General features: G+C 59.5%; 16 protein-coding genes. 13 read left to right on the top strand and 3 right to left on the bottom strand.

Annotation, left to right across the window (positions count from 1 at the left end; translation table 11 throughout):
• Positions 1-167 precede the first annotated feature (167 nt).
• Both LOY38_RS22255 and LOY38_RS22250 read left to right on the top strand, forming a co-directional pair.
• Positions 168-398 (top strand): DUF4160 domain-containing protein, encoded by a 231-nt coding sequence (locus LOY38_RS22255; RefSeq protein WP_258697074.1) that lies wholly within the window; start codon positions 168-170, stop codon positions 396-398.
• Positions 386-889: a DUF2442 domain-containing protein gene (locus tag LOY38_RS22250; protein ID WP_258697073.1), complete on the top strand. Its 504-nt coding sequence runs from the start codon at positions 386-388 to the stop codon at positions 887-889. The genes LOY38_RS22255 and LOY38_RS22250 overlap by 13 nt, the downstream gene beginning before the upstream one ends.
• Here the strand turns inward: LOY38_RS22250 and LOY38_RS22245 are convergent.
• A complete protein-coding gene (locus LOY38_RS22245; protein WP_258697072.1) occupies positions 886-1,962 on the bottom strand; it encodes a DUF748 domain-containing protein in 1,077 nt (358 codons plus the stop codon). The genes LOY38_RS22250 and LOY38_RS22245 overlap by 4 nt on opposite strands.
• 126 nt (positions 1,963-2,088) lie before the next feature.
• On the opposite strand from LOY38_RS22245, the gene cysK reads away from it, so the two are divergent.
• The 4 genes from cysK (at position 2,089) to LOY38_RS22225 (ending at position 5,623) form a co-directional block, all read left to right on the top strand.
• Positions 2,089-3,063 carry a cysteine synthase A gene (gene cysK / locus LOY38_RS22240; RefSeq protein ID WP_258697071.1) on the top strand — a complete coding sequence of 325 codons (975 nt, stop codon included), beginning with the start codon at positions 2,089-2,091 and terminating at the stop codon, positions 3,061-3,063.
• A gap of 234 nt (positions 3,064-3,297) precedes the next feature.
• A complete protein-coding gene (locus tag LOY38_RS22235) occupies positions 3,298-4,236 on the top strand; it encodes an aspartyl/asparaginyl beta-hydroxylase domain-containing protein (RefSeq protein WP_258697070.1) in 939 nt (312 codons plus the stop codon).
• 260 nt (positions 4,237-4,496) lie between these two features.
• Positions 4,497-4,661, top strand: coding sequence for a hypothetical protein (locus LOY38_RS22230; RefSeq protein ID WP_258697069.1), 165 nt, complete (start codon positions 4,497-4,499; stop codon positions 4,659-4,661).
• 98 nt (positions 4,662-4,759) lie between these two features.
• Positions 4,760-5,623 carry a DMT family transporter gene (locus tag LOY38_RS22225; RefSeq protein WP_258697068.1) on the top strand — a complete coding sequence of 288 codons (864 nt, stop codon included), beginning with the start codon at positions 4,760-4,762 and terminating at the stop codon, positions 5,621-5,623.
• Between the two features lie 39 nt (positions 5,624-5,662).
• Here the strand turns inward: LOY38_RS22225 and LOY38_RS22220 are convergent, their stop codons facing one another.
• Both LOY38_RS22220 and LOY38_RS22215 read right to left on the bottom strand, forming a co-directional pair.
• On the bottom strand, positions 5,663-7,243 hold the full coding sequence (locus LOY38_RS22220; protein WP_258697067.1) for a diguanylate cyclase: 1,581 nt from the start codon (positions 7,241-7,243) through the stop codon (positions 5,663-5,665).
• 164 nt (positions 7,244-7,407) lie between these two features.
• Positions 7,408-8,316, bottom strand: coding sequence for a DMT family transporter (locus LOY38_RS22215; protein ID WP_258697066.1), 909 nt, complete (start codon positions 8,314-8,316; stop codon positions 7,408-7,410).
• Positions 8,317-8,445: 129 nt separating this feature from the next.
• Between LOY38_RS22215 and aceK the strand changes: the two genes are divergently transcribed.
• The 7 genes from aceK (at position 8,446) to LOY38_RS22180 (ending at position 19,607) form a co-directional block, all read left to right on the top strand.
• On the top strand, positions 8,446-10,167 hold the full coding sequence (aceK, locus tag LOY38_RS22210) for a bifunctional isocitrate dehydrogenase kinase/phosphatase (protein WP_258697065.1): 1,722 nt from the start codon (positions 8,446-8,448) through the stop codon (positions 10,165-10,167).
• Between the two features lie 224 nt (positions 10,168-10,391).
• Positions 10,392-14,303, top strand: a complete 3,912-nt coding sequence (gene hrpA, locus LOY38_RS22205) for an ATP-dependent RNA helicase HrpA (protein ID WP_258697064.1) — start codon at positions 10,392-10,394, stop codon at positions 14,301-14,303.
• 309 nt (positions 14,304-14,612) lie between these two features.
• Complete coding sequence (locus tag LOY38_RS22200) at positions 14,613-15,734, top strand: beta-ketoacyl-ACP synthase III (RefSeq protein ID WP_258697063.1); 1,122 nt, start codon at positions 14,613-14,615, stop codon at positions 15,732-15,734.
• 186 nt (positions 15,735-15,920) lie between these two features.
• Positions 15,921-16,532, top strand: coding sequence for an RNA polymerase sigma factor (locus tag LOY38_RS22195; RefSeq protein WP_258697062.1), 612 nt, complete (start codon positions 15,921-15,923; stop codon positions 16,530-16,532).
• Positions 16,526-16,762: an anti-sigma factor gene (locus tag LOY38_RS22190; RefSeq protein ID WP_258697061.1), complete on the top strand. Its 237-nt coding sequence runs from the start codon at positions 16,526-16,528 to the stop codon at positions 16,760-16,762. Before LOY38_RS22195 ends, LOY38_RS22190 begins: the two co-directional genes overlap by 7 nt.
• 228 nt (positions 16,763-16,990) lie before the next feature.
• Positions 16,991-18,334 (top strand): OprO/OprP family phosphate-selective porin, encoded by a 1,344-nt coding sequence (locus LOY38_RS22185; protein WP_258697060.1) that lies wholly within the window; start codon positions 16,991-16,993, stop codon positions 18,332-18,334.
• A gap of 148 nt (positions 18,335-18,482) precedes the next feature.
• Positions 18,483-19,607 carry a GNAT family N-acetyltransferase gene (locus LOY38_RS22180; RefSeq protein ID WP_258697059.1) on the top strand — a complete coding sequence of 375 codons (1,125 nt, stop codon included), beginning with the start codon at positions 18,483-18,485 and terminating at the stop codon, positions 19,605-19,607.
• Positions 19,608-19,613 lie beyond the last annotated feature (6 nt).

The raw sequence follows: 19,613 nt of genomic DNA, 5'->3' as shown, positions 1-19,613 counted from the left end.
GGGCAGGGCGGGGCGCAATAGTTGTAATGTCCGACTATAACGCGCTGCCCGGTCGACTGTGAACGCAGACGGGTCATTCAGTCTCTGAATGGGGCGTCACATCTTGACTCAGTCTCGGCTGCTGGCCAGTATTGAGGTATCGCCATTCTGGCGATAGCTTGCGAGACATGTCTACTAAATATCGATTTCGCGATGAGTACCGTATTCAGTTGCGCGAGAAGGATCATCCGCCGCCCCATGTCCACCTGACCGGTGGCGGGCTGGACGTTATGCTCAGCCCGGAAACCGTCGAAGTGATGATGGGCAAGGCGCCGCCGCTGATTATCAAGGAAGCGCTGGAGTGGGTCAGGGCCCATCAGGTGCAATTGCTGGAGGATTGGAAACGATGTTACCCATGAAACGACCACGATTGTCGGCCGTGCTGGCATTGCCGGAATACAGGCTGGCGCTGACTTTTATTGATGGGCAGCAGCTGAGCCTCGATTTAAGTCGCGACCTGCGTTCATATTCGGGGCTGCAGCCATTGCTGGAGGGCCGTGCTTTTGAAGGAGCAGCCTTGGGTGACGATGGCTGGAGCGTGGAGTGGCCTGAACTGGATATCCAGATTGGCGCAAACACGCTGTATCTGGATGCCCTTGCGCAAAATGCGGTAGATGAAAACACCCGTATTTTCATCGATTGGCGTGCTCGCACTGGGTTGCCGCTGAATCAGGCGGCCGAAGCGTTGGGTGTGAGTGCTCGTAGCATCAGTCGCTATAGCAGCGGTCGTGAAGCCGTGCCGCGGTCGTTGGCGCTGGCGTGTCTGGGTTGGGACTTTTTGCAGCAACAATTGAGCCCGGCGCGGGCGGCGGAAGAAACCGGTCGTTACACCGTCACACGCAAATCTTAACCGGAATCCGGCTTGGAGCGTTCGTACTGGGCATTGAACGCCTGGATGAAGCCGTTGCGTAAAATCTGTAAAAAAGCCTCGAACGCGCTGATATTTTGCTGATGCACGTTGCCCCTGAGTTCGACTCGAGTGGCGAACTGGTTTTTCGCCTGGTTCTTCAACACATTCTGGGTGCCGCCGACGAGTGCTTCCCAGATGGAACGAAAAATCCCTTTTTCTTTGTTCTCCACGTCCTGTTGCCAGTTGAACACTTCGACGTCCCGCAACAGTGGCTTGATGTAGCCGGTGAGTTGACCCTTGTCGGCTTTGGCCTCGATGACCACGTCGCCATGGCCGGCATTGAAGTCGAATTTGCCGTAGGCCGCGGCGAAGTCGTTCAGGCGTTTGAGTTCAAGGTCCCTGGCGCGCAGGCGGAACTCGAAGTCTTCGAAATTGCTCAGCGGATCGAAGGTTGCCGTTGTTTCCAGCGGTGCATTCCCCGGTAACAGCGCCTTGCCATCGAAACGGGCATCGCGTTTGCCTTTGGTGTCGACTACGTTGGTCAGGTTGTAAATGCTGGCATTCACCTGAGTAGCGTTCAGGTTCACGGGCGGTTTTGAATTGAAGTTGTGAAAGGTGACCCGGCCATCGTTGATCCGCACTTCGTTCAGGGTAATCGGCAGCAATTTTTCTAACTGTGCCCGCCAGTCGGTGCCCTGGCCAGTCTGGGAGTTTTTCTTGTTGGCGCCGCCGTCGACGAAGTTCACCTCGAGTTTGTCGAACTGCGCCTTGGCCACCACGGCATGGTCGTACCAGAGCGAATGCCAGCTGACGGAGAGGTCGATCAATGGCGCGTTGACGAAAGGCACCGGGACCTTGCCGTCGACCTTGACGATTTTCAGTCCGTTGATTTTGTAGGCGCCGCGCCACAGGGCCAGGTCCACGTCGGTAATCTGCCCGCGGTAGTCCCCCATGTTCGCCAGTCTCTCGTTGAGGTAATCGCGCACTATGTAGGGCAGGGCGATGTGCAGGGCAACCAGCAGCAAAACGAAGCCGGCGAGGGTCCCCAGGGGCCAGCTGTATCGACGCTTCATGGCGGTAAATCTCTGGCGGTGTAAAGCGATTGACTGCGGTGGTGGGCGGACGTTCGACTGACTGGACGACCACGAGTAACAGGCATACCGTGGAGGGCTAATTCAACGCGGTATAAGGACCCAGCCATGAGCCGTATCTATGCTGACAACGCCCACTCCATCGGCAATACGCCGTTGGTGCAGATCAACCGTATCGCCCCGCGCGGTGTCACCATTCTGGCCAAGATCGAAGGACGCAACCCCGGTTATTCGGTCAAGTGCCGGATCGGCGCGAACATGATCTGGGAGGCTGAAAGCAGCGGTAAACTCAAGCCAGGCATGACCATCATCGAGCCGACCTCGGGCAATACCGGTATTGGCCTGGCATTCGTTGCCGCCGCCCGTGGTTACCGGCTGATGTTGACCATGCCTGCATCCATGAGCATTGAACGACGCAAGGTGCTCAAGGCCCTGGGCGCCGAACTGGTGCTGACGGAGCCGGCCAAAGGCATGAAAGGCGCGATCGAGAAAGCCGCCGAAATCCTCGCCAGCGACCCGTCCACCTACTTCATGCCGGGGCAGTTCGAAAACCCGGCCAACCCGGCCATCCATGAAAAAACCACCGGTCCGGAAATCTGGAACGACACCGACGGCGCAGTCGACGTACTGGTGGCGGGTGTCGGAACGGGCGGAACCATCACCGGCGTTTCGCGGTATATCAAGAATACCCAGGGCAAACCGATTCTCTCGGTGGCAGTGGAGCCGCGGGTGTCTCCGGTGATCACCCAGGCGATCGCCGGGGAAGAGATCAAACCGAGCCCTCACAAGATCCAGGGCATCGGCGCTGGGTTTGTGCCGAAGAACCTCGACCTGTCGATGGTCGATCGGGTCGAGTTGGTCAGCGACGACGAGTCCAAGGCGATGGCCCTGCGCCTGATGCAGGAAGAAGGGATTTTGAGCGGCATCTCTTGCGGCGCCGCCATGGCGGTGGCTGTGCGGCTGGCCGAAACCCCGGAAATGCAAGGCAAGACCATCGTGGTGATCCTGCCCGACTCTGGCGAGCGCTACCTGTCGAGCATGCTATTCAGCGATCTGTTTACCGACCAGGAAAATCAGCAGTAGGAGCTGCCGAAGGCTGCGATCTTTTGATCTTGTTTTTGATCTGGAGAGAGAGGGGGTTGATGCAGGTCAGCCCCCGTTCAGGAACCTTGTGTTAATAAGTGTTTATTGCGTAATCCTTAACGTTGAATGTTGAACTATGCGGGTGTTTCCCGAGACCGGGAGTGTTTATCATGGCCGACTGCCACGTCGGGTAAATGGCGTTGTGCGGAGTTTCCTATTCTCAAGGAGTCGTAGATGAGCTTTTCCTTTGTCGCGAAGGCGTCAGTGTTGCTGCTGTTCCTCGGCAGCACGCTCTATGTGCACTTGCGCGGCAAGGCGCGTTTGCCGGTCCTGCGTCAATTCGTCAACCACTCGGCCCTGTTCGCGCCTTACAACGCCTTGATGTACCTGTTCTCTGGCGTGCCGTCCAAACCCTATCTGGACCGCAGCAAGTTCCCGGAACTGGACGTGCTCAGGGACAACTGGGAAGTTATCCGCGACGAAGCCATGCACCTGTTCGACGAGGGCTACATTCGCGCCGCCGAAAAGAACAACGACGCCGGTTTCGGTTCGTTCTTCAAAAAGGGCTGGAAGCGTTTCTACCTCAAGTGGTACGACAAACCGCTGCCGTCGGCCGAAACCTTGTGCCCGAAAACCGTGGCGTTGGTCAGCGGTATTCCGAATGTCAAAGGCGCCATGTTTGCGCTGCTGCCCGGCGGCAGTCACCTCAACCCGCATCGCGACCCGTTTGCCGGCTCCCTGCGTTATCACTTGGGGCTGTCGACGCCGAACTCCGACGATTGCCGCATCTTTGTCGACGGTCAGGTCTACGCCTGGCGTGATGGTGAAGACGTGATGTTCGATGAAACCTACGTGCACTGGGTCAAGAACGAAACCGAGCGAACCCGGGTCATCCTGTTCTGCGACATCGAACGCCCCTTGAGCAACCGCCTCATGACCCGCATCAACCGCTGGATCAGCGGCTTGCTGGGCCGTGCCACTGCACCGCAGAACCTTGATGATGAACGCGTTGGCGGGATCAACCAGGCCTATGCCTGGAGCAAAAAATTCAGCGACAAATTCAGCGGCGTGATCAAACAATGGAAGCGTCGCAACCCCAAGGCCTACCGCGTCCTGCGTCCGGTGCTGGCGGTGGTGGTGTTGACGTTGTTGGGGTATTGGCTGTTTGGTTGAGGCCGACCCCGGAACAAAATCAGTTCCTCGGAAGTAATGCTGCTCAGTCAAGGCGCGGAACCTGTGGGAGCGGGCTTGCTCGCGAAGACGGCGGCACAGTCAATATTGATGTCGACTGACACACCGCTTTCGCGAGCAAGCCCGCTCCCACAGGGATCGTGCCAGACGCTTAGTCATTGCAATCGATGTCACGCGCTGGTTATAGTCGGCGCTCGGTGGTTTCCTGAGCCACCGTTTCACCCATCAAGAAAGATCAGCCCATGCCTGCTTCCCTCATCAACGCGGTAGTCGATTCAGCGGTCAACGCTGGCGTCGTGCCGTGCGGGAATCAGCAGCCTGCGCAGATCAGTCATTACCCCCCACCTGTCAGTAGCACGCCGGTGTGCGCCGTCGTATCACCGCCGGGCGTTGGCTTCTTGGGCTGATCAGCTTTTTCCGCTGCTCCCCCCTTTGCCCGCCTGAAAAAACTACTGAATTTCAGCTTCGGCTGAGTTGGCTTTTTGCCTGACTACAGGTGGTATTCATGTTTGTCCTTTCGAAAAAGTCCGCGCTTGCGGCGGCGTCCACGTGCCTGTTCGTTCTGCTGTGGAGCAGCGGGGCGATCTTCTCCAAATGGGGCCTGGCCCACGCGTCACCCTTTGCCTTTTTGCTGGTTCGCTTCGCCATCGCTCTGTGCGGGTTGGTGCTGCTGGTGCCGTTGCTCAAGCTGAAACTGCCCAAGGGCGGCAAGCCGATGTTGTATGCGATGGCCACGGGCGTGGTGTTGCTGGGGGCTTATCAGATTTTCTATCTGCTGGCCCTCGACCTGAAGGTCACGCCGGGGATGATGGCAACCATCATGGGCGTTCAACCGATTCTCACCGTGGTGCTGATGGAACGTCAGCGTTCCTGGAGCCGGCTGTTCGGTCTGGCGCTGGGCTTGGCCGGGTTGATCATGGTGGTTTATCAGGGCATCGGGTTGGCTGGCGTGTCGTTGGCCGGAATGCTCTTCGGCCTGTTGGCGCTGGCGAGCATGACGTTCGGTTCGATCATGCAGAAGCGCATCACTGACAATCCCCTGGGCACACTACCGGTGCAGTACCTGGCGGGGTTGCTGCTCTGCGGGATTTTCGTACCATTCCAGCCGTTTCACATCGAACACAGCACAGGGTTCATCGTGCCGGTGTTGTGGATGGGGTTGGTGGTGTCGGTGCTGGCGACGCTGCTGCTGTATCGACTGATCGCCCGGGGCAATCTGGTGAATGTCACCAGCCTGTTCTACCTGGTGCCGGCAGTGACGGCGGTGATGGATTACCTGTTTTTCGGCAATCGGCTGGCGGTGTTGAGCCTGCTTGGCATGGGGCTGATCATCGTCGGCCTGGTGTTTGTGTTCCGTAAGCAGGCTTGATCCCGTGATGAGTGCTAGCCGTTGGTCATACCCACGGCTTCACGCGCTGACCACTCGATTGCGGCCAGCCTGTTTGGCGCTATAACTGGCCTGGTCGGCACGGCGCAGCAGCTCTTCGGCGGCGATATCCGTGTTCCAGGTGGCGACACCGAAACTGGCGGTGACGCGCCCGGCGATGGCTATGTCATGGCTGGCCAGGGACTGGCACAACACGTTGGCCAACTGTGCGGCATTCTCCTCTGAAGTGAACGGGCAAAGGATGGCCAGTTCTTCTCCACCGATCCGGCAAAACACGTCGCTGGTGCGCAAGCGTTGGCGGATCCGTGCGCAGGTTTCCTTCAACACCGCGTCACCCACATCATGGCCACATCGGTCATTGATGGACTTGAAGTGATCGAGGTCGAGCATGATCAATGAAAAGCCGGCGGCGTAACGTTTGCCGGTGTCCACCAGGTGCTCCAGAGTACTCATGAAATGACGACGGTTGTAGATACCGGTCAACTCGTCGGTAATGGCCTGGGTACGCAGTTTTTCCTCGCGGTCCTTAAGCTCGGTGATGTCACTGAACGAGCCATACCAGACGCAGCTCTGGTCCGGCTGGCGCTCGGCGTAGGATTCGCCGCGCAGCCAGCGCACGCCCTTGACCGGCAGTATCACGCGAAAATCGCACATCCAGCCTTCGGCGGTTTCCATCGACTTTGCGGTGACTGCCCGGATCATTGGCAGGTCCTCGGGATGCAGTCGCTGGAACAGTGGATTACCGGCGAAATTGACACCGACCACCGCTTCGGCCTTGAGCTCGAAAACGTCTTCGACGCTGCGGCTGCAAAACGAAAAGAAACCGTCGCCAGGCCCCTGCAGGTGGTACTGGTAGAGCACGTTTGGAATGCGTTGGGTCAGTAACGTCAACAGGGCTTTGCTTTCTTTGATCCGGTTGAGCAGCTCGATGCGTTCGCTGACATCGATGATCACGCTGATGTGCTCGACCTGACCGCTATGGGTGTCGGTGAACCGGGCATGGCGCAGCTCGCCGGTGAACCGGCTGCCGTCCTTGCGCCGATAACTCCACTCCGTGGCTTTGCTCGATCCGTTGTCATCGGTGGAGAGCTGGCCGATCAGTTGTTTATCGGTCAGTGACTGGAGCGCCGGGTCGGCGCAGGCAAGACGGCGTGCATCGATCTCTTCCTGCACATGGAGCATCTCGACGTTGTTGCGCCCCAGCATTTCTTCGCGGCTGAAGCCGAACAATGCCTGGGCGCCCTCGCTGAACACCTGTATCCGCCCTTGCGGATCGGTGGTGATGACGGCCACCTGGGTCGCGGCATTGATCAGGTTGGTGATGCGCGCGTTCAAGAAGCTGATCTGGTTTTTCTGTGCGGTCAGTTCCTCGAACCGGGCCCCGGAATGTTTCTGACGTATCCGCGTAGAAACGCCGAGAACGCCGAGTAACAGGGTTTCGACGATCAGTGCCAGTTCGGCATAACGGTGGATCGAAGTCGGATCGGGCAACCAGAGCAACAGGAGGATGGTGCTCAGGCTCAATGTCAGACACAACGACAGCCCGATCAAAAACCGGTCGCCTTTGAGGTGACGGATGGATGGGGGTATCCAGGAATTCATCTTCACCTCGGGAGTGATCTGAAACGCAGTTTGCGTGCCTGCCCCGAAAGGTTCAGTGGTGCCAGCGCTGTGGGCGGATTATCTACACAGCGCCTCACCGATAGCTAGATACCGCACCCGGTAAACATGACGATCAGCTGTTTTATTTTGGCTTGCCGTACCTTCTACCGCGCAGCCACCTCAACCGGTTTCACCACCGCCGGCTTCAACACCAGCCACAACGCCGCGGCAATCAATACCCCGCCATAGAGGTGCGCCATCGACAGCGGCTCATCCAGCAACAGCGCCCCCCACAACACGCCGAACGGCGGGATCATGAAGGTCACGGTCATCGACTTCACCGGGCCGATCGAGCTGAGCAAACGGAAGTAAATAATGTAGGCGAAGGCTGTGCATACCAAACCCAACCCCAGCAACGACAACCAGACGCTCCAGCCGCCCCAGCTCGCCGGTGGCTGGCTGATCACGCTGTAGCCAAACAGCGGCAGCAAAAACAAGGTCGCGCCGAGCATGCTGCCCAGGGCCGAAAGGCGACTGTCGAGGCCGCCGGCCTGATCGAGCCAGCGGCGGGCGAGGAACCCGGCAAAGCCGTAGCAGGTGGTGGCCATCAGGCACGCCAGTGCGCCCATCAGCAGTTCCATGTCGAACGCCACCGGACCTGCACGGGTGAGGACGCCGACGCCGAACAGGCCGAGAAACACCCCACAGACCTTCGCCCCGGTGAGCTTTTCATGGAAGAACAACCCGCCGATCAACACCCCCATCAACGGCGTGGTGGCGTTGAAAATCGCCGAGTAACCGGCCGGCAGCACTTGGGCGGCCACGGAATAGAGGGTCGCTGGAATCCCTGAGTTGATCAGCCCGAGCAGCATCACGGTCTTGAGTTTGCCTTTGAAATCCCAGCTGATGCGCATCAGCCCAAGGATCACCAGCAGCCCGACAGCGGCAATCGACACACGGAAAAAGGCAGTGGGGATTGTGCCAATCACTGGGGCGATAATGCGCATGAACAGAAAGCTCGCACCCCAAATGGCGGCAAGTGACAACAAACGCAGGATATCGACGGGGTTCACAGCACTTTCCTTCCTTGATTGGCGCGCAAGTGTCGCCCCTGTCAGGGCACAAGGCAATGGCTTGCGTTGCGTAACACAGGCCCACTAAGCTCAGGCTCCAACGATAAGAACAGCCGCCGAGGTTTCACCATGCCGCAGCAATGGCCAGCCGCCGACATCGCCCGAATGATCCTCGATGGCTTTGACGATTACCGCGAGCATTTCCGTCAGATCACCGATGGCGCCCGAGCCCGCTTCGAGCAGGCCCAGTGGCAGGAGACGCAAGTCGCTTCGGCAGCGCGGATCAATCTCTACGAAGAAAAGGTCGGCGAAACGGTCGGGCACTTGCATGCGTCGTTCGCCACCGATGTGTTGATGGACGTCAGCAACTGGCCGCTGGTCAAAAGCGCTTACATCAGCCTGATCGACCTGCGTTTCGACGATGAACTGTCCGAGACCTGGTACAACTCGATTTTCTGCGGGCTGTTCAGCCACGACCTGATCAGCGACGGCTGCATGTTCATCCACACCACGCGGCCGAGCCTGCGCCGGGCCCGGGCCGCGCAAACCCGCATCTACAAGCCGCAGGGGCAGTTGTCGGGCATGCTCACCAGCATCTTTGCCGACTACCGCTTCAGTGAGGACTACGCCAATTTGCCCGGCGACCTGCGTCGCCTCGAAGCGCAATTGCGCGAGAACCTGCCGGACTGGGTCTGCAAGGACCCGCAACTGAGTGTCGAGCTGTTTTCCTCGGTGCTTTACCGCAACAAGGGCGCCTACCTGGTGGGGCGCATTCATACCCAGGACGAGCAATGGCCACTGGTGATTCCGCTGCTGCACCGCGAAGGCCGAGGCATTCAGATCGATGCGCTGATCACCGACGAGGCGGAGGTGTCGATCATCTTCTCCTTCACCCGTTCGTATTTCATGGTCGATGTACCGGTGCCGGCGGAGTTCATCGGCTTTCTCAAGCGCATCCTGCCGGGCAAGCACATCGCCGAGCTGTACACCTCGATCGGCTTCTACAAGCATGGCAAGTCCGAGTTCTATCGGGCGTTGATCAACCACCTGGCCAACACCGACGACCAGTTCATCATGGCCCCCGGCGTGCGCGGGATGGTCATGAGCGTGTTTACGCTGCCGGGTTTCAACACCGTGTTCAAGATCATCAAGGACCGCTTCTCACCGTCGAAAAACGTCGACCGTGCCACGGTGATCGAAAAGTATCGCCTGGTGAAGAGCGTCGACCGGGTCGGCCGCATGGCCGACACCCAGGAGTTCGCCGATTTCCGTTTCCCCTTGAGCAAGTTCGAGCCGGCATGCCTGGAGGAGTTGCTTGAAGTGGCGCCATCCACGGTGTCGGTGGAGGACGATACGGTGCTGATCCGCCACTGCTGGACCGAACGCCGGATGACGCCGTTGAACCTTTATCTGGAACACGCCAACGAGGCGCAGGTGCGCGAGGCGCTGGAGGATTACGGTCTGGCGATCAAGCAGCTGGCGGCGGCGAATATCTTTCCCGGCGACATGTTGCTGAAGAATTTTGGCGTTACCCGTCATGGTCGCGTGGTGTTTTATGACTACGACGAAATTTGCTTCCTGACCGAAGCCAACTTCCGCCACATCCCGCAACCGCGTACGCCGGAAGACGAAATGGCCTCCGAGCCGTGGTACTCGATCGGGCCGCTGGATGTGTTTCCCGAGGAGTTTCCACCGTTCCTGTTTGCCGATTCCGGGCAGCGGAAATTGTTCGATCAGTTGCATGGCGAGTTGTACAACGCCGATTACTGGAAGGGGCTGCAGGAAGCGATTCGGGCCGGGAAGGTGATTGATGTGTTCCCGTATCGGCGCAAGGGCCTTGATAACGAGTAGCCCACCTGAGTGAACACACTGTGGCGAGGGAGCTTGCTCCCGCTGGGTCGCGAAGCGACCCCAAAACCATCCATCACAGAGATTCAGACAAGCCGCGTTGGCAGGATTACGACTGCTTCGCAGCCGAGCGGGAGCAAGCTCCCTCGCCACAAAAGCGCGTCACTGCGCGCCCCAAATCTGCGACAATCCGCCCCCTGCGCCACTAGACGACTTTTGCGTACCTGATGACTGACGAATCGCCTTCAATCGACAAACTGCTGAAAAACCTCGATCACGCCATGCTCGCCGACCGCCACCGGCTGCGGCGGCAGTTGCTTGAGCTGCGCAAGAAACCGGACGAGGCCAAACTGGCCCAGTGGGTGACGCGCATGCAGGCGTCCTGTGATCAGGTGTTGGCGCGGCGCGCCAGCCTGCCGGTGATTCGTTACGACGACAGCCTGCCGATCGCCGCCAAGCGCGATGAAATCAAAGCGGCGCTGCAAAAGCATCAGGTGCTGATCATTGCCGGCGAAACCGGGTCGGGTAAAACCACCCAGTTGCCGAAGATCTGCCTGGAAATCGGTCGCGGCCAGCACGGTCTGATCGGGCATACCCAGCCCCGTCGAATCGCCGCCCGCAGCGTGGCGAGCCGGGTCGCTGAAGAATTGGCGACGCCGTTGGGCGCGCTGGTCGGCTATCAGGTGCGGTTCGAGGACCAGAGCGATGCCAACACCCTGATCAAATTGATGACCGACGGCATCCTGCTGGCGGAAACCCAGAACGACCGCTACCTCGAACGCTACGACACGATCATCGTCGACGAAGCCCACGAACGCAGCCTGAACATCGACTTTTTGCTCGGTTACCTGAAAACCCTGCTGCCGCGTCGCCCGGACCTGAAAGTCATCATCACCTCGGCCACCATCGACCTGGAGCGGTTTTCCAAGCACTTCGACGATGCGCCGATTGTCGAAGTCTCCGGCCGTACTTTCCCGGTCGAGACCTGGTATCGCCCGCTGACCCTGGAGCAGGACGAGGAGGGCAACCGCGTCGAGGATGACCTGACCGTGGATCAGGCGATCCTCGCCACCCTCGATGAAATCGCCGCGTTTGAACGCAGTGAGCGCAAGAGCCCCGGCGACGTGCTGGTGTTCCTGCCCGGCGAGCGCGAGATTCGCGACGCGGCAGACATGCTGCGCAAGGCCCAGCTCAAGCACACCGAGATTCTGCCGCTCTACGCACGACTGTCGCCGGCCGAACAGCAGCGGATTTTCCAGTCGCACCCAGGGCGCCGCGTCGTATTGGCCACCAACGTCGCCGAAACCTCGTTGACCGTGCCGGGCATTCGTTACGTGATCGACAGCGGCACCGCGCGCATCAGCCGCTACAGCTACCGCGCCAAGGTCCAGCGCCTGCCCATCGAAGCGATTTCCCAGGCCAGCGCCAACCAGCGTAAAGGTCGCTGCGGGCGGGTCGAACCGGGTATTTGCGTGCGCTTGTACAGCGAAGAAGATTTCATCGGTCGGCCGGAATTTACCGATCCGGAGATCCTGCGTACCAACCTTGCGGCGGTGATTTTGCAGATGCTCCATCTGCGCCTCGGCGAGATCACTGATTTCCCGTTTATCGAACCGCCGGATGGCAAAGCCATCAGCGACGGTTTCAACCTGCTGCAAGAACTGTCGGCGGTGGACCGCAACAGTCAGCTGACCCCGCTCGGTCGTCAATTGGCGCGGCTGCCGGTGGACCCGCGCATGGGTCGAATGCTGCTGGAAGCGGCCAAACTCGGCAGCTTGCAGGAAGTGCTGATTGTCGCCAGTGCCATGTCGATTCAGGACCCGCGCGAACGTCCGCCAGAGCGTCAGCAAGCGGCGGATCAGGCCCACGCCCAGTGGAAAGACGTGGACTCGGACTTCGCCGGGCTGGTCAATCTGTGGCGTGGTTTCGAAGAGCAGCGCCAGGCCCTGACGGCCAGTCCGCTGCGCAACTGGTGCCGCAAGAACTTCCTCAATTACCTGCGCCTGCGCGAGTGGCGCGACTCCCATCGCCAGTTGAGCCTGATCTGCCGCGACATGCAGCTCGGCCTCAACAAAGAGCCGGCGGATTACCCGAAACTGCACAAAGCCGTGCTGTCGGGTTTGCTCAGCCAGATCGGTCAGAAAACCGAAGACGGCGACTACCTCGGCGCTCGTCAGCGGCGCTTCTGGATTCACCCTTCATCCGGGCTTGGTAAAAAACGTCCGCAATGGCTGATGACCGCCGAACTGGTGGAAACCACCAAGCTTTACGCGCGGATGGTCGCCAAGATCGACGCCGACTGGATCGAGCCGCTGGCCGGGCACCTGATCAAGAAAAACCACTTCGAACCCCATTGGGAGAAGAAGCGTGGGCAGGTCGTGGCCTTCGAGCAAATCACCCTGTTCGGGCTGATCGTGGTCGGACGCCGGCCAGTGCATTACGGGCCGGTCGACCCCGTGGTGTCCCGCGAGTTGTTTATCCGCGAAGCCTTGGTGCGTGGCGAGATTCAATCCAAGGCCAAGTGCCTGACGGCCAACCAACAGTTGCTGGAACAGCTCGACGAACTGGAAGCCAAGGCCCGTCGTCGCGACATTCTGGCCGACGAAGAAACCCTGTTCGCCTTCTACGATGCGCGACTGCCGGCAGAGATTCACCAGACCGCCACCTTCGACAGTTGGTACCGGGTCAACAGCCAGAAAGACCCGCAGCTGCTGATCATGCGCGAAGAAGACGTGCTGGCCCGCGAAGCCAGTGAAGTCACCGCCGCGCATTACCCGGACACCCTGCACATCGGCGATCTGGAACTGGCGCTGAGTTATCACTTCGAGCCCAACCATCCGCGTGACGGCGTGACCTTGCGCGTGCCGGCACCGTTGTTGCCGATGCTGCCGCCGGAGCGTCTGGAATGGCTGGTGCCGGGGGTGATCGAGGCCAAGTGCATCGCGTTGGTCCGTAACCTGCCCAAGGCCCTGCGCAAGAACTTCGTGCCGGTGCCGGACTTCGTCAAAGCCGCGTTGCAGCGCATCACGTTTGCCGAGGGCTCGTTGCCCCAGGCGCTGGGCCGCGAGTTGCTGCGCATGACCGGGGCGCGGGTCAGCGATGAGGCCTGGGCCGAAGCGTCGCAGCAGGTCGAAAGCCATTTGCGGATGAACCTGGAAATCGTCGACGGCCAGGGCAAGTTCCTTGGCGAAGGGCGCGATCTGGCCGAGTTGACCGCACGCTTTGCCGAGGCCAGCCAAGCGGCATTAGCCGTACCGCAAACTGCAAAAAGTCAGCAGCCGGTGGAGGCGAAAGTCTTTGCGGCGGTCGCCGAGAAAACCCAACAGAAGATCGCCGGGCTGTCGATGACGGTGTATCCGGCGTTGGTGGAAGAGGCCGGGACGGTCAAGGAAGGGCGTTTCTCGACGCCGGCCGAAGCCGAGTTCCAGCATCGCCGGGCCTTGCAGCGCTTGCTGATGCAGCAACTGGCGGAACCGGCGAAGTTCCTGCGTGGCAAGTTGCCGGGGCTGACCGAGTTGGGCCTGATGTACCGCGAATTGGGGCGCATCGACAGCCTGGTGGAAGACATTCTGCTGGCCAGTCTCGACAGCTGCATCCTCGACGGCGAAGACCCGTTGCCCCGTGATGGCGCTGGCCTGGCGTCGCTGGCCGAACGCAAACGTGGCGCCTGGACCGAGCACGCCGAGCGTCTGGCCAGGCTGACCCTGGAGATTCTCAAGCACTGGCACGGCCTGCAAAAACGCTTCAAGGGCAAGATCGACCTGGCGCAAGCCGTGGCCTTGAACGACATCAAGCAGCAGCTCAGCCATCTGGTGTATCCAGGGTTCGTGCGTGAAACGCCGATGCCGTGGCTCAAGGAGCTGCCGCGTTACCTCAAGGCCGTCGAGCAGCGCTTCGAGAAACTCGGCGCTCAGGTGCAGAAGGACCGGGTCTGGAGCGGAGAATTGTCTGGCCTCTGGAGCCAATACCAGACCCGCGCCAACAAACACGCCCAGGAAGGCAAACGCGATCCGCAGCTGGAGCTTTATCGCTGGTGGCTGGAGGAGTACCGGGTCTCGCTGTTCGCACAGCAACTGGGGACCAAGGTGCCGATCTCCGACAAGCGCCTGAATAAGCAATGGAGCCAGGTCGAACCTTGATCCTGTGGGAGCGGGCTTGCCCGCGATGGCGGTCTATCATTCGACATGGATGTTGAATGTGATGGCCTCATCGCGGGCAAGCCCCACACACATTGGATAGGCTGTTGCTCTTGCAAAAGGGGCCAAAAGCCAGCGTTTATGGCAAACTTCGCGCCTATAAACGCCGGCCCCGCGGTTTTGAGCCTCCACGGGCCCGGGCGGATCGGAATAAAGCGATGCCAGGTTTGCGTCTGGAACCTGGAATAGACCCTTTGTGTGTTGGTACGTCGGTGCCAGCGCTTTCTGCCTGAATAGATTAGAGAAACGACCATGCATAACGTCGTCATCAGCGGCACCGGCCTTTACACCCCGGCCAACAGCATCTCCAACGAAGAGCTGGTGCAGTCTTTCAACGCTTACGTCGCACAGTTCAACGCCGATAACGCCGAGGCCATTGAGCGTGGCGAAATCCAGGCATTGACCGAATCCAGCGCAGCGTTCATCGAAAAAGCGTCCGGCATCAAAAGCCGCTTTGTCATGGACAAGGAAGGCATCCTCGACCCGCAGCGCATGGCGCCACGCTTGCCCGAGCGCTCCAACGACGAGTGGTCGGTGCTGTGCCAGATGGCCATCGGCGCGGCCGAGCAAGCCTTGCAGCGCGCCGGCAAGACCGCTGCTGACATCGATGGTGTGATCGTCGCTTGTTCCAACCTGCAACGCGCCTACCCGGCTATCGCCATCGAAGTTCAGGAAGCGCTGGGCATCCAGGGTTTCGGTTATGACATGAACGTTGCCTGCTCTTCGGCGACCTTCGGCATCCAGGCCGCCGCCAACAGCGTGCAACTGGGCCAGGCGCGGGCGATCCTGATGGTCAACCCGGAAGTCTGCACCGGTCACCTGAATTTCCGCGACCGTGACAGCCACTTCATCTTCGGCGATGCCGCCACCGCGGTGATCATCGAGCGCGCCGATCTGGCGACCTCCAAGTATCAGTTCGACGTGGTCAGCACCAAACTGCTGACCAAGTTCTCCAACAACATCCGCAACAACTTCGGCTTCCTCAACCGCGCGGCGGAAGAGGGCATCGGTGCCCCCGACAAGCTGTTCGTCCAGGAAGGCCGCAAGGTGTTCCGCGATGTCTGTCCGATGGTCGCCGAGCTGATCGCCACGCACCTGGAAGAAAACCAGCTCAACGTCAGCGACGTGAAGCGCTTCTGGCTGCACCAGGCCAACCTCAGCATGAACCACCTGATCGTCAAGAAGCTGCTGGGCCGCGAAGCCACCGAAGCAGAAGCCCCAGTGATTCTCGACACCTATGCCAATACCAGTTCCGCCGGTTCGGTGATTTCGTTTCACAAGAATCAGGACGATCTGATCAGTGGTTCGCTGGCCGTGCTTAGCTCGTTCGGCGCCGGTTACTCGATTGGCTGCGTGATTCTGCGCAAGCGTTGATTGGAACTCCTGTTGATCGGAGCTCTTGATGATCGGAACTTCTGTCGTTCTTTCCTGCGATTTGTGAGGATTGTTCCTACATTCGAAATAGTCAGGACGCTGTAATTTTCGGAAATGCCAGCAGGACGACGCCTACAGCGAAGTCCTGTTGTTTTCATTTTCGAGGTCAAGACAAGGGGTTTGTTAATGGCGGCTGACGACGCGCAACTGCTCGAGCGCTTGCTGGCAGGTGAGCAAAAGGCTTTCAAAGAGTTGGTCAGCACCTATCAGAGCGCCATGCGTGCCGTGGCCTACGCTATCGTAGGTAACCGGCACGCCGACGAAGTGGTTCAAGATGCATGGCTGTCGGTTGTGCGTAACCTGGGCAGGTTCGAGGGGCGTTCGAGCCTCAAGACCTGGCTGCTGACCATCACCGCCAACTCGGCCAAGAACCGCTACAAGCAGAACCGCCGGGAGGTGTTGCTCGATGACCTGCCGTCGCCTCACGGCACGGTGGATGACGATCGTTTTTCATCGAGCGATGGGCATTGGCTGGTGGCGCCGTTCGCCTGGCATCAGGACACGCCAGAGGCGCTGTTGATCGAAAGCGAGCTACGCGAATGCCTGGAGCACACGTTGCTCAGCCTGTCGGAACTGCAACGCAGCGTTTTGTTGTTGCGCGAGCGCCAGGGGCTGGAGTTGGAGGAGATCTGTAATCTTCTGGAAATCTCGCTCTCCAATGTTCGTGTGCTGCTGCATCGGGCACGCTTGAAGGTCTTTGCGACCGTAGAACATTTTGAGGAAACCGGCGAATGCTGACCTGTAAGGAACAAGTGGCGCGCTCCAGTGATTATCTCGATGGGCAATTGAGTTTTCGCGAGAAGCTGCTGATGCGACATCATTTGATGTTTTGCCCCAATTGCCGGCGGTTCATTCGGCAGATGCGGTTGATCCAGGCCACCCTGAAGGTGATGCCTGAGCCACCTGTGACTGATCTTGATGCGCTGGCTGACCGACTTGCCAAAGAACATCTGAAGAACAAATCCTGATCTCCCCGGCAGTACCCCCTTTATCCGCTCTGGTTTGCGGCTTGCGGCTCATCGCTTGCCGCTGTCCTCGCGTTATTTCAATTCGAAGTAAGAAAGTTCCCCTGTCATAAAATCTTTATCTACCAGCAACCCGGCTGAAATACCCCATCGCCAAGATCCCCTCCCAACACCAGCGGGCCAGCCCCGCGTGTTTCTTACGCCAAGACCACCAATTAGGGGAACTCTTCGATGATCCGTAAGCACTTCGCCGGTTTTGCCGCCAGCGCACTGGCCATGGCAGTAACCGCCCAGGCTTTCGCTGGCACCGTCACCTCTGACGGCGCTGATATCGTAGTCAAAACCAAGGGCGGCCTCGAGGTCGCCACCACCGATAAAGAATTCAGCTTCAAACTCGGCGGACGCTTGCAGGCCGATTACAGCCAGTTCGATGGTGTCTACACCAAAAACGGCGACACCGCCGACGCGGCCTACTTCCGTCGTGCGTTCCTGGAACTGTCCGGTGTGCTGTACACGGATTGGGCTTACACCATCAACTACGACTTCTCCCATAACACCGGTGACTCCGACAACGGCTACTTCGACGAAGCGTCGCTGGCCTACAACGGCTTCAAACCGGTCTCGATCAAAGTCGGTCGTTTCGACCCGGACTTCGGCCTGGAAAAGGCCACCAGCTCCAAGTGGGTCACCGCGCCAGAGCGCAACATGGCGTACGACATGGTTGATTGGGCAAACAGCCACCAGAATGGCCTGGGTCTGCAAGCCTCCAGCACCTTCGCCGATTCGTTCTACGCTTCCGCCGGCGTGTTCAGCAAAGACACCGACGATACCGATGGCAACAGCGTCAAACAGGTCAACGGCCGCTTTGTATTCGCCCCGTTGCATGACGCCGGCAACGTGCTGCACTTCGGTGTGAACGTGGCTTCCCGTGATGTCTCCGACACCGCCTTCGATTCGCGCTATCGCACCCGCATGGGCATGCGTGGCGTTGATACCCTCGGCGGCAACGATGCTGGCACCAACGGCAACCGTCCGGTGCTGGGCGGCAGCGCCACTTCGCCTGCCGGCTCCTATGACCGTGACGACGCTGTCGGCCTGGAAGCCGCTTTCGCCATGGGCCCGGCCTCGATTCAGGGTGAGTACATCGCCCGCAAAACCAAGGCCGATGCCAGTAACCTTGAGGACATCAAAGGTCACGGTTTCTACGTTCAGGGTGCCTACACCCTCACCGGTGAAGCCCGTGGCTATAAAGTCGGCAAGTTCGACGCGATCAAGCCAGCCAACAAGTCCATCGGTGCCTGGGAGCTGTTCTATCGCTACGACAGCCTGACCGTCGAAGACGACAACATCACCACCGCCAGCCTGACCCGCGATGTCGGCGATGCCGAAGCTCAGGTGCATACCCTGGGCGTCAACTGGTATGCCAACGAAGCGGTGAAAATTTCCGCCGCCTACCTCAAGGCCAAGACTGACAACGTGACCAATGCCACGGCTGCCAGCGGTACTACCCCGGCACGTCGTACCGGTGATGACAGCGGTGACGGCTTCGTGGTCCGCGCTCAATACGTGTTCTAAATTGCAGCAAACCCTGTACGAGCTCTTTCTTCATCCGTTAAAGCTCCTCTCGTTTTAACCCCGCTTCGGCGGGGTTTTTTGTCTCGGTTTGGAGCATCAGATAAGCGATACTCGCCCCATCTGTAGAGAATGATGGTCGGGGATACTGATGCCGCTGCAACGTCTGGAACGTCTGTCTGAAATCGCGCCGCACACCTGGGACGCGCTGGTGCCGGAAACTCAGCCGTTTCTGCGCCATGCCTTTCTGGGTGCGCTGGAAGACAGCGGCAGCCTCGGCCCGCATTCCGGCTGGCAGCCTGAGCATCTGCTGCATGTTGAAGGTGATCGCCTGATCGCCGCGCTGCCCAGTTACCGCAAATGGCACTCCTACGGCGAGTACGTATTCGATCATGCCTGGGCCGAAGCTTGCGAGCGTGCTGGCATCGACTACTACCCCAAGCTGTTGACGGCAGTGCCGTTCAGCCCGGTCAGCGGGCCGCGATTGCTGGCGGCGACGATCGAGGACGGTTTCGAGCTCCTGCAGAGCCTGCCGGGTTATCTGGAGATCGAAGGACTCTCCAGCGCCCATATCAACTTCACTGATCCATTCACCGACGCGGCATTGGCCGAACAGCCTGGCTGGTTGCAGCGCATTGGCTGTCAGTACCATTGGCAGAACCGCGGTTATCGGGACTTTCAGGACTTCCTCGATGCCCTCAGTTCGCGCAAGCGCAAGCAAATGCGCAAGGAACGTGAGCAAGTGGCGGGGCAGGGCATCGACTTCGAATGGCTGCAAGGGCGCCAACTGGATCAGGTGCAGTGGGACTTTGTGTATGCCTGCTACGCCAATACCTACGCGGTGCGTCGGCAAACGCCGTACCTGACGCGGGAGTTTTTCAGTCTGTTGGCCGAGCGCATGCCGGAATCGATTCGCGTGGTGCTGGCCAAGCAAGGCTCACGACCGGTGGCCATGGCTTTCAGTCTGGTCGGTGGCGACAGTTTTTATGGCCGTTACTGGGGCTGCCTGGCGGAGTTCGATCGCCTGCACTTCGAGACCTGTTTCTATCAGGGGATGGATTACGCGATTGCCAATGGCTTCCAACGTTTTGACGCTGGCGCTCAGGGCGAGCACAAGTTGATTCGCGGTTTTGAACCGGTGATCACCCATTCCTGGCATTACCTGCGCCATCCGGGCTTGAAGTCGGCGGTGAAAGATTTCCTTGAGCGTGAGCGGGTCGGGGTCCTGGGGTATGCAGAAGAAGCGAAGACCGCCTTGCCCTACCGACAAGGCTGATCTTCG

It is taken from the genome of Pseudomonas sp. B21-015, assembly GCF_024749285.1.
Classification (GTDB): Bacteria; Pseudomonadota; Gammaproteobacteria; order Pseudomonadales; family Pseudomonadaceae; genus Aquipseudomonas.
Note: the sequence above shows the minus strand (reverse complement) of the source record. Positions and strands in the feature narration are given on the sequence as shown.

Bases quoted from the DNA above. Each gene is read 5' to 3' on its own strand.
- LOY38_RS22255 (WP_258697074.1), top strand. From the start codon at position 168: ATGTCTACTAAATATCGATTTCGCGATGAGTACCGTATTCAGTTGCGC.
- LOY38_RS22250 (WP_258697073.1), top strand. From the start codon at position 386: ATGTTACCCATGAAACGACCACGATTGTCGGCCGTGCTGGCATTGCCG.
- LOY38_RS22245 (WP_258697072.1), bottom strand. From the start codon at position 1,962: ATGAAGCGTCGATACAGCTGGCCCCTGGGGACCCTCGCCGGCTTCGTT.
- cysK (WP_258697071.1), top strand. From the start codon at position 2,089: ATGAGCCGTATCTATGCTGACAACGCCCACTCCATCGGCAATACGCCG.
- LOY38_RS22235 (WP_258697070.1), top strand. From the start codon at position 3,298: ATGAGCTTTTCCTTTGTCGCGAAGGCGTCAGTGTTGCTGCTGTTCCTC.
- LOY38_RS22230 (WP_258697069.1), top strand. From the start codon at position 4,497: ATGCCTGCTTCCCTCATCAACGCGGTAGTCGATTCAGCGGTCAACGCT.
- LOY38_RS22225 (WP_258697068.1), top strand. From the start codon at position 4,760: ATGTTTGTCCTTTCGAAAAAGTCCGCGCTTGCGGCGGCGTCCACGTGC.
- LOY38_RS22220 (WP_258697067.1), bottom strand. From the start codon at position 7,243: ATGAATTCCTGGATACCCCCATCCATCCGTCACCTCAAAGGCGACCGG.
- aceK (WP_258697065.1), top strand. From the start codon at position 8,446: ATGCCGCAGCAATGGCCAGCCGCCGACATCGCCCGAATGATCCTCGAT.
- hrpA (WP_258697064.1), top strand. From the start codon at position 10,392: ATGACTGACGAATCGCCTTCAATCGACAAACTGCTGAAAAACCTCGAT.
- LOY38_RS22200 (WP_258697063.1), top strand. From the start codon at position 14,613: ATGCATAACGTCGTCATCAGCGGCACCGGCCTTTACACCCCGGCCAAC.
- LOY38_RS22195 (WP_258697062.1), top strand. From the start codon at position 15,921: ATGGCGGCTGACGACGCGCAACTGCTCGAGCGCTTGCTGGCAGGTGAG.
- LOY38_RS22190 (WP_258697061.1), top strand. From the start codon at position 16,526: ATGCTGACCTGTAAGGAACAAGTGGCGCGCTCCAGTGATTATCTCGAT.
- LOY38_RS22185 (WP_258697060.1), top strand. From the start codon at position 16,991: ATGATCCGTAAGCACTTCGCCGGTTTTGCCGCCAGCGCACTGGCCATG.
- LOY38_RS22180 (WP_258697059.1), top strand. From the start codon at position 18,483: ATGCCGCTGCAACGTCTGGAACGTCTGTCTGAAATCGCGCCGCACACC.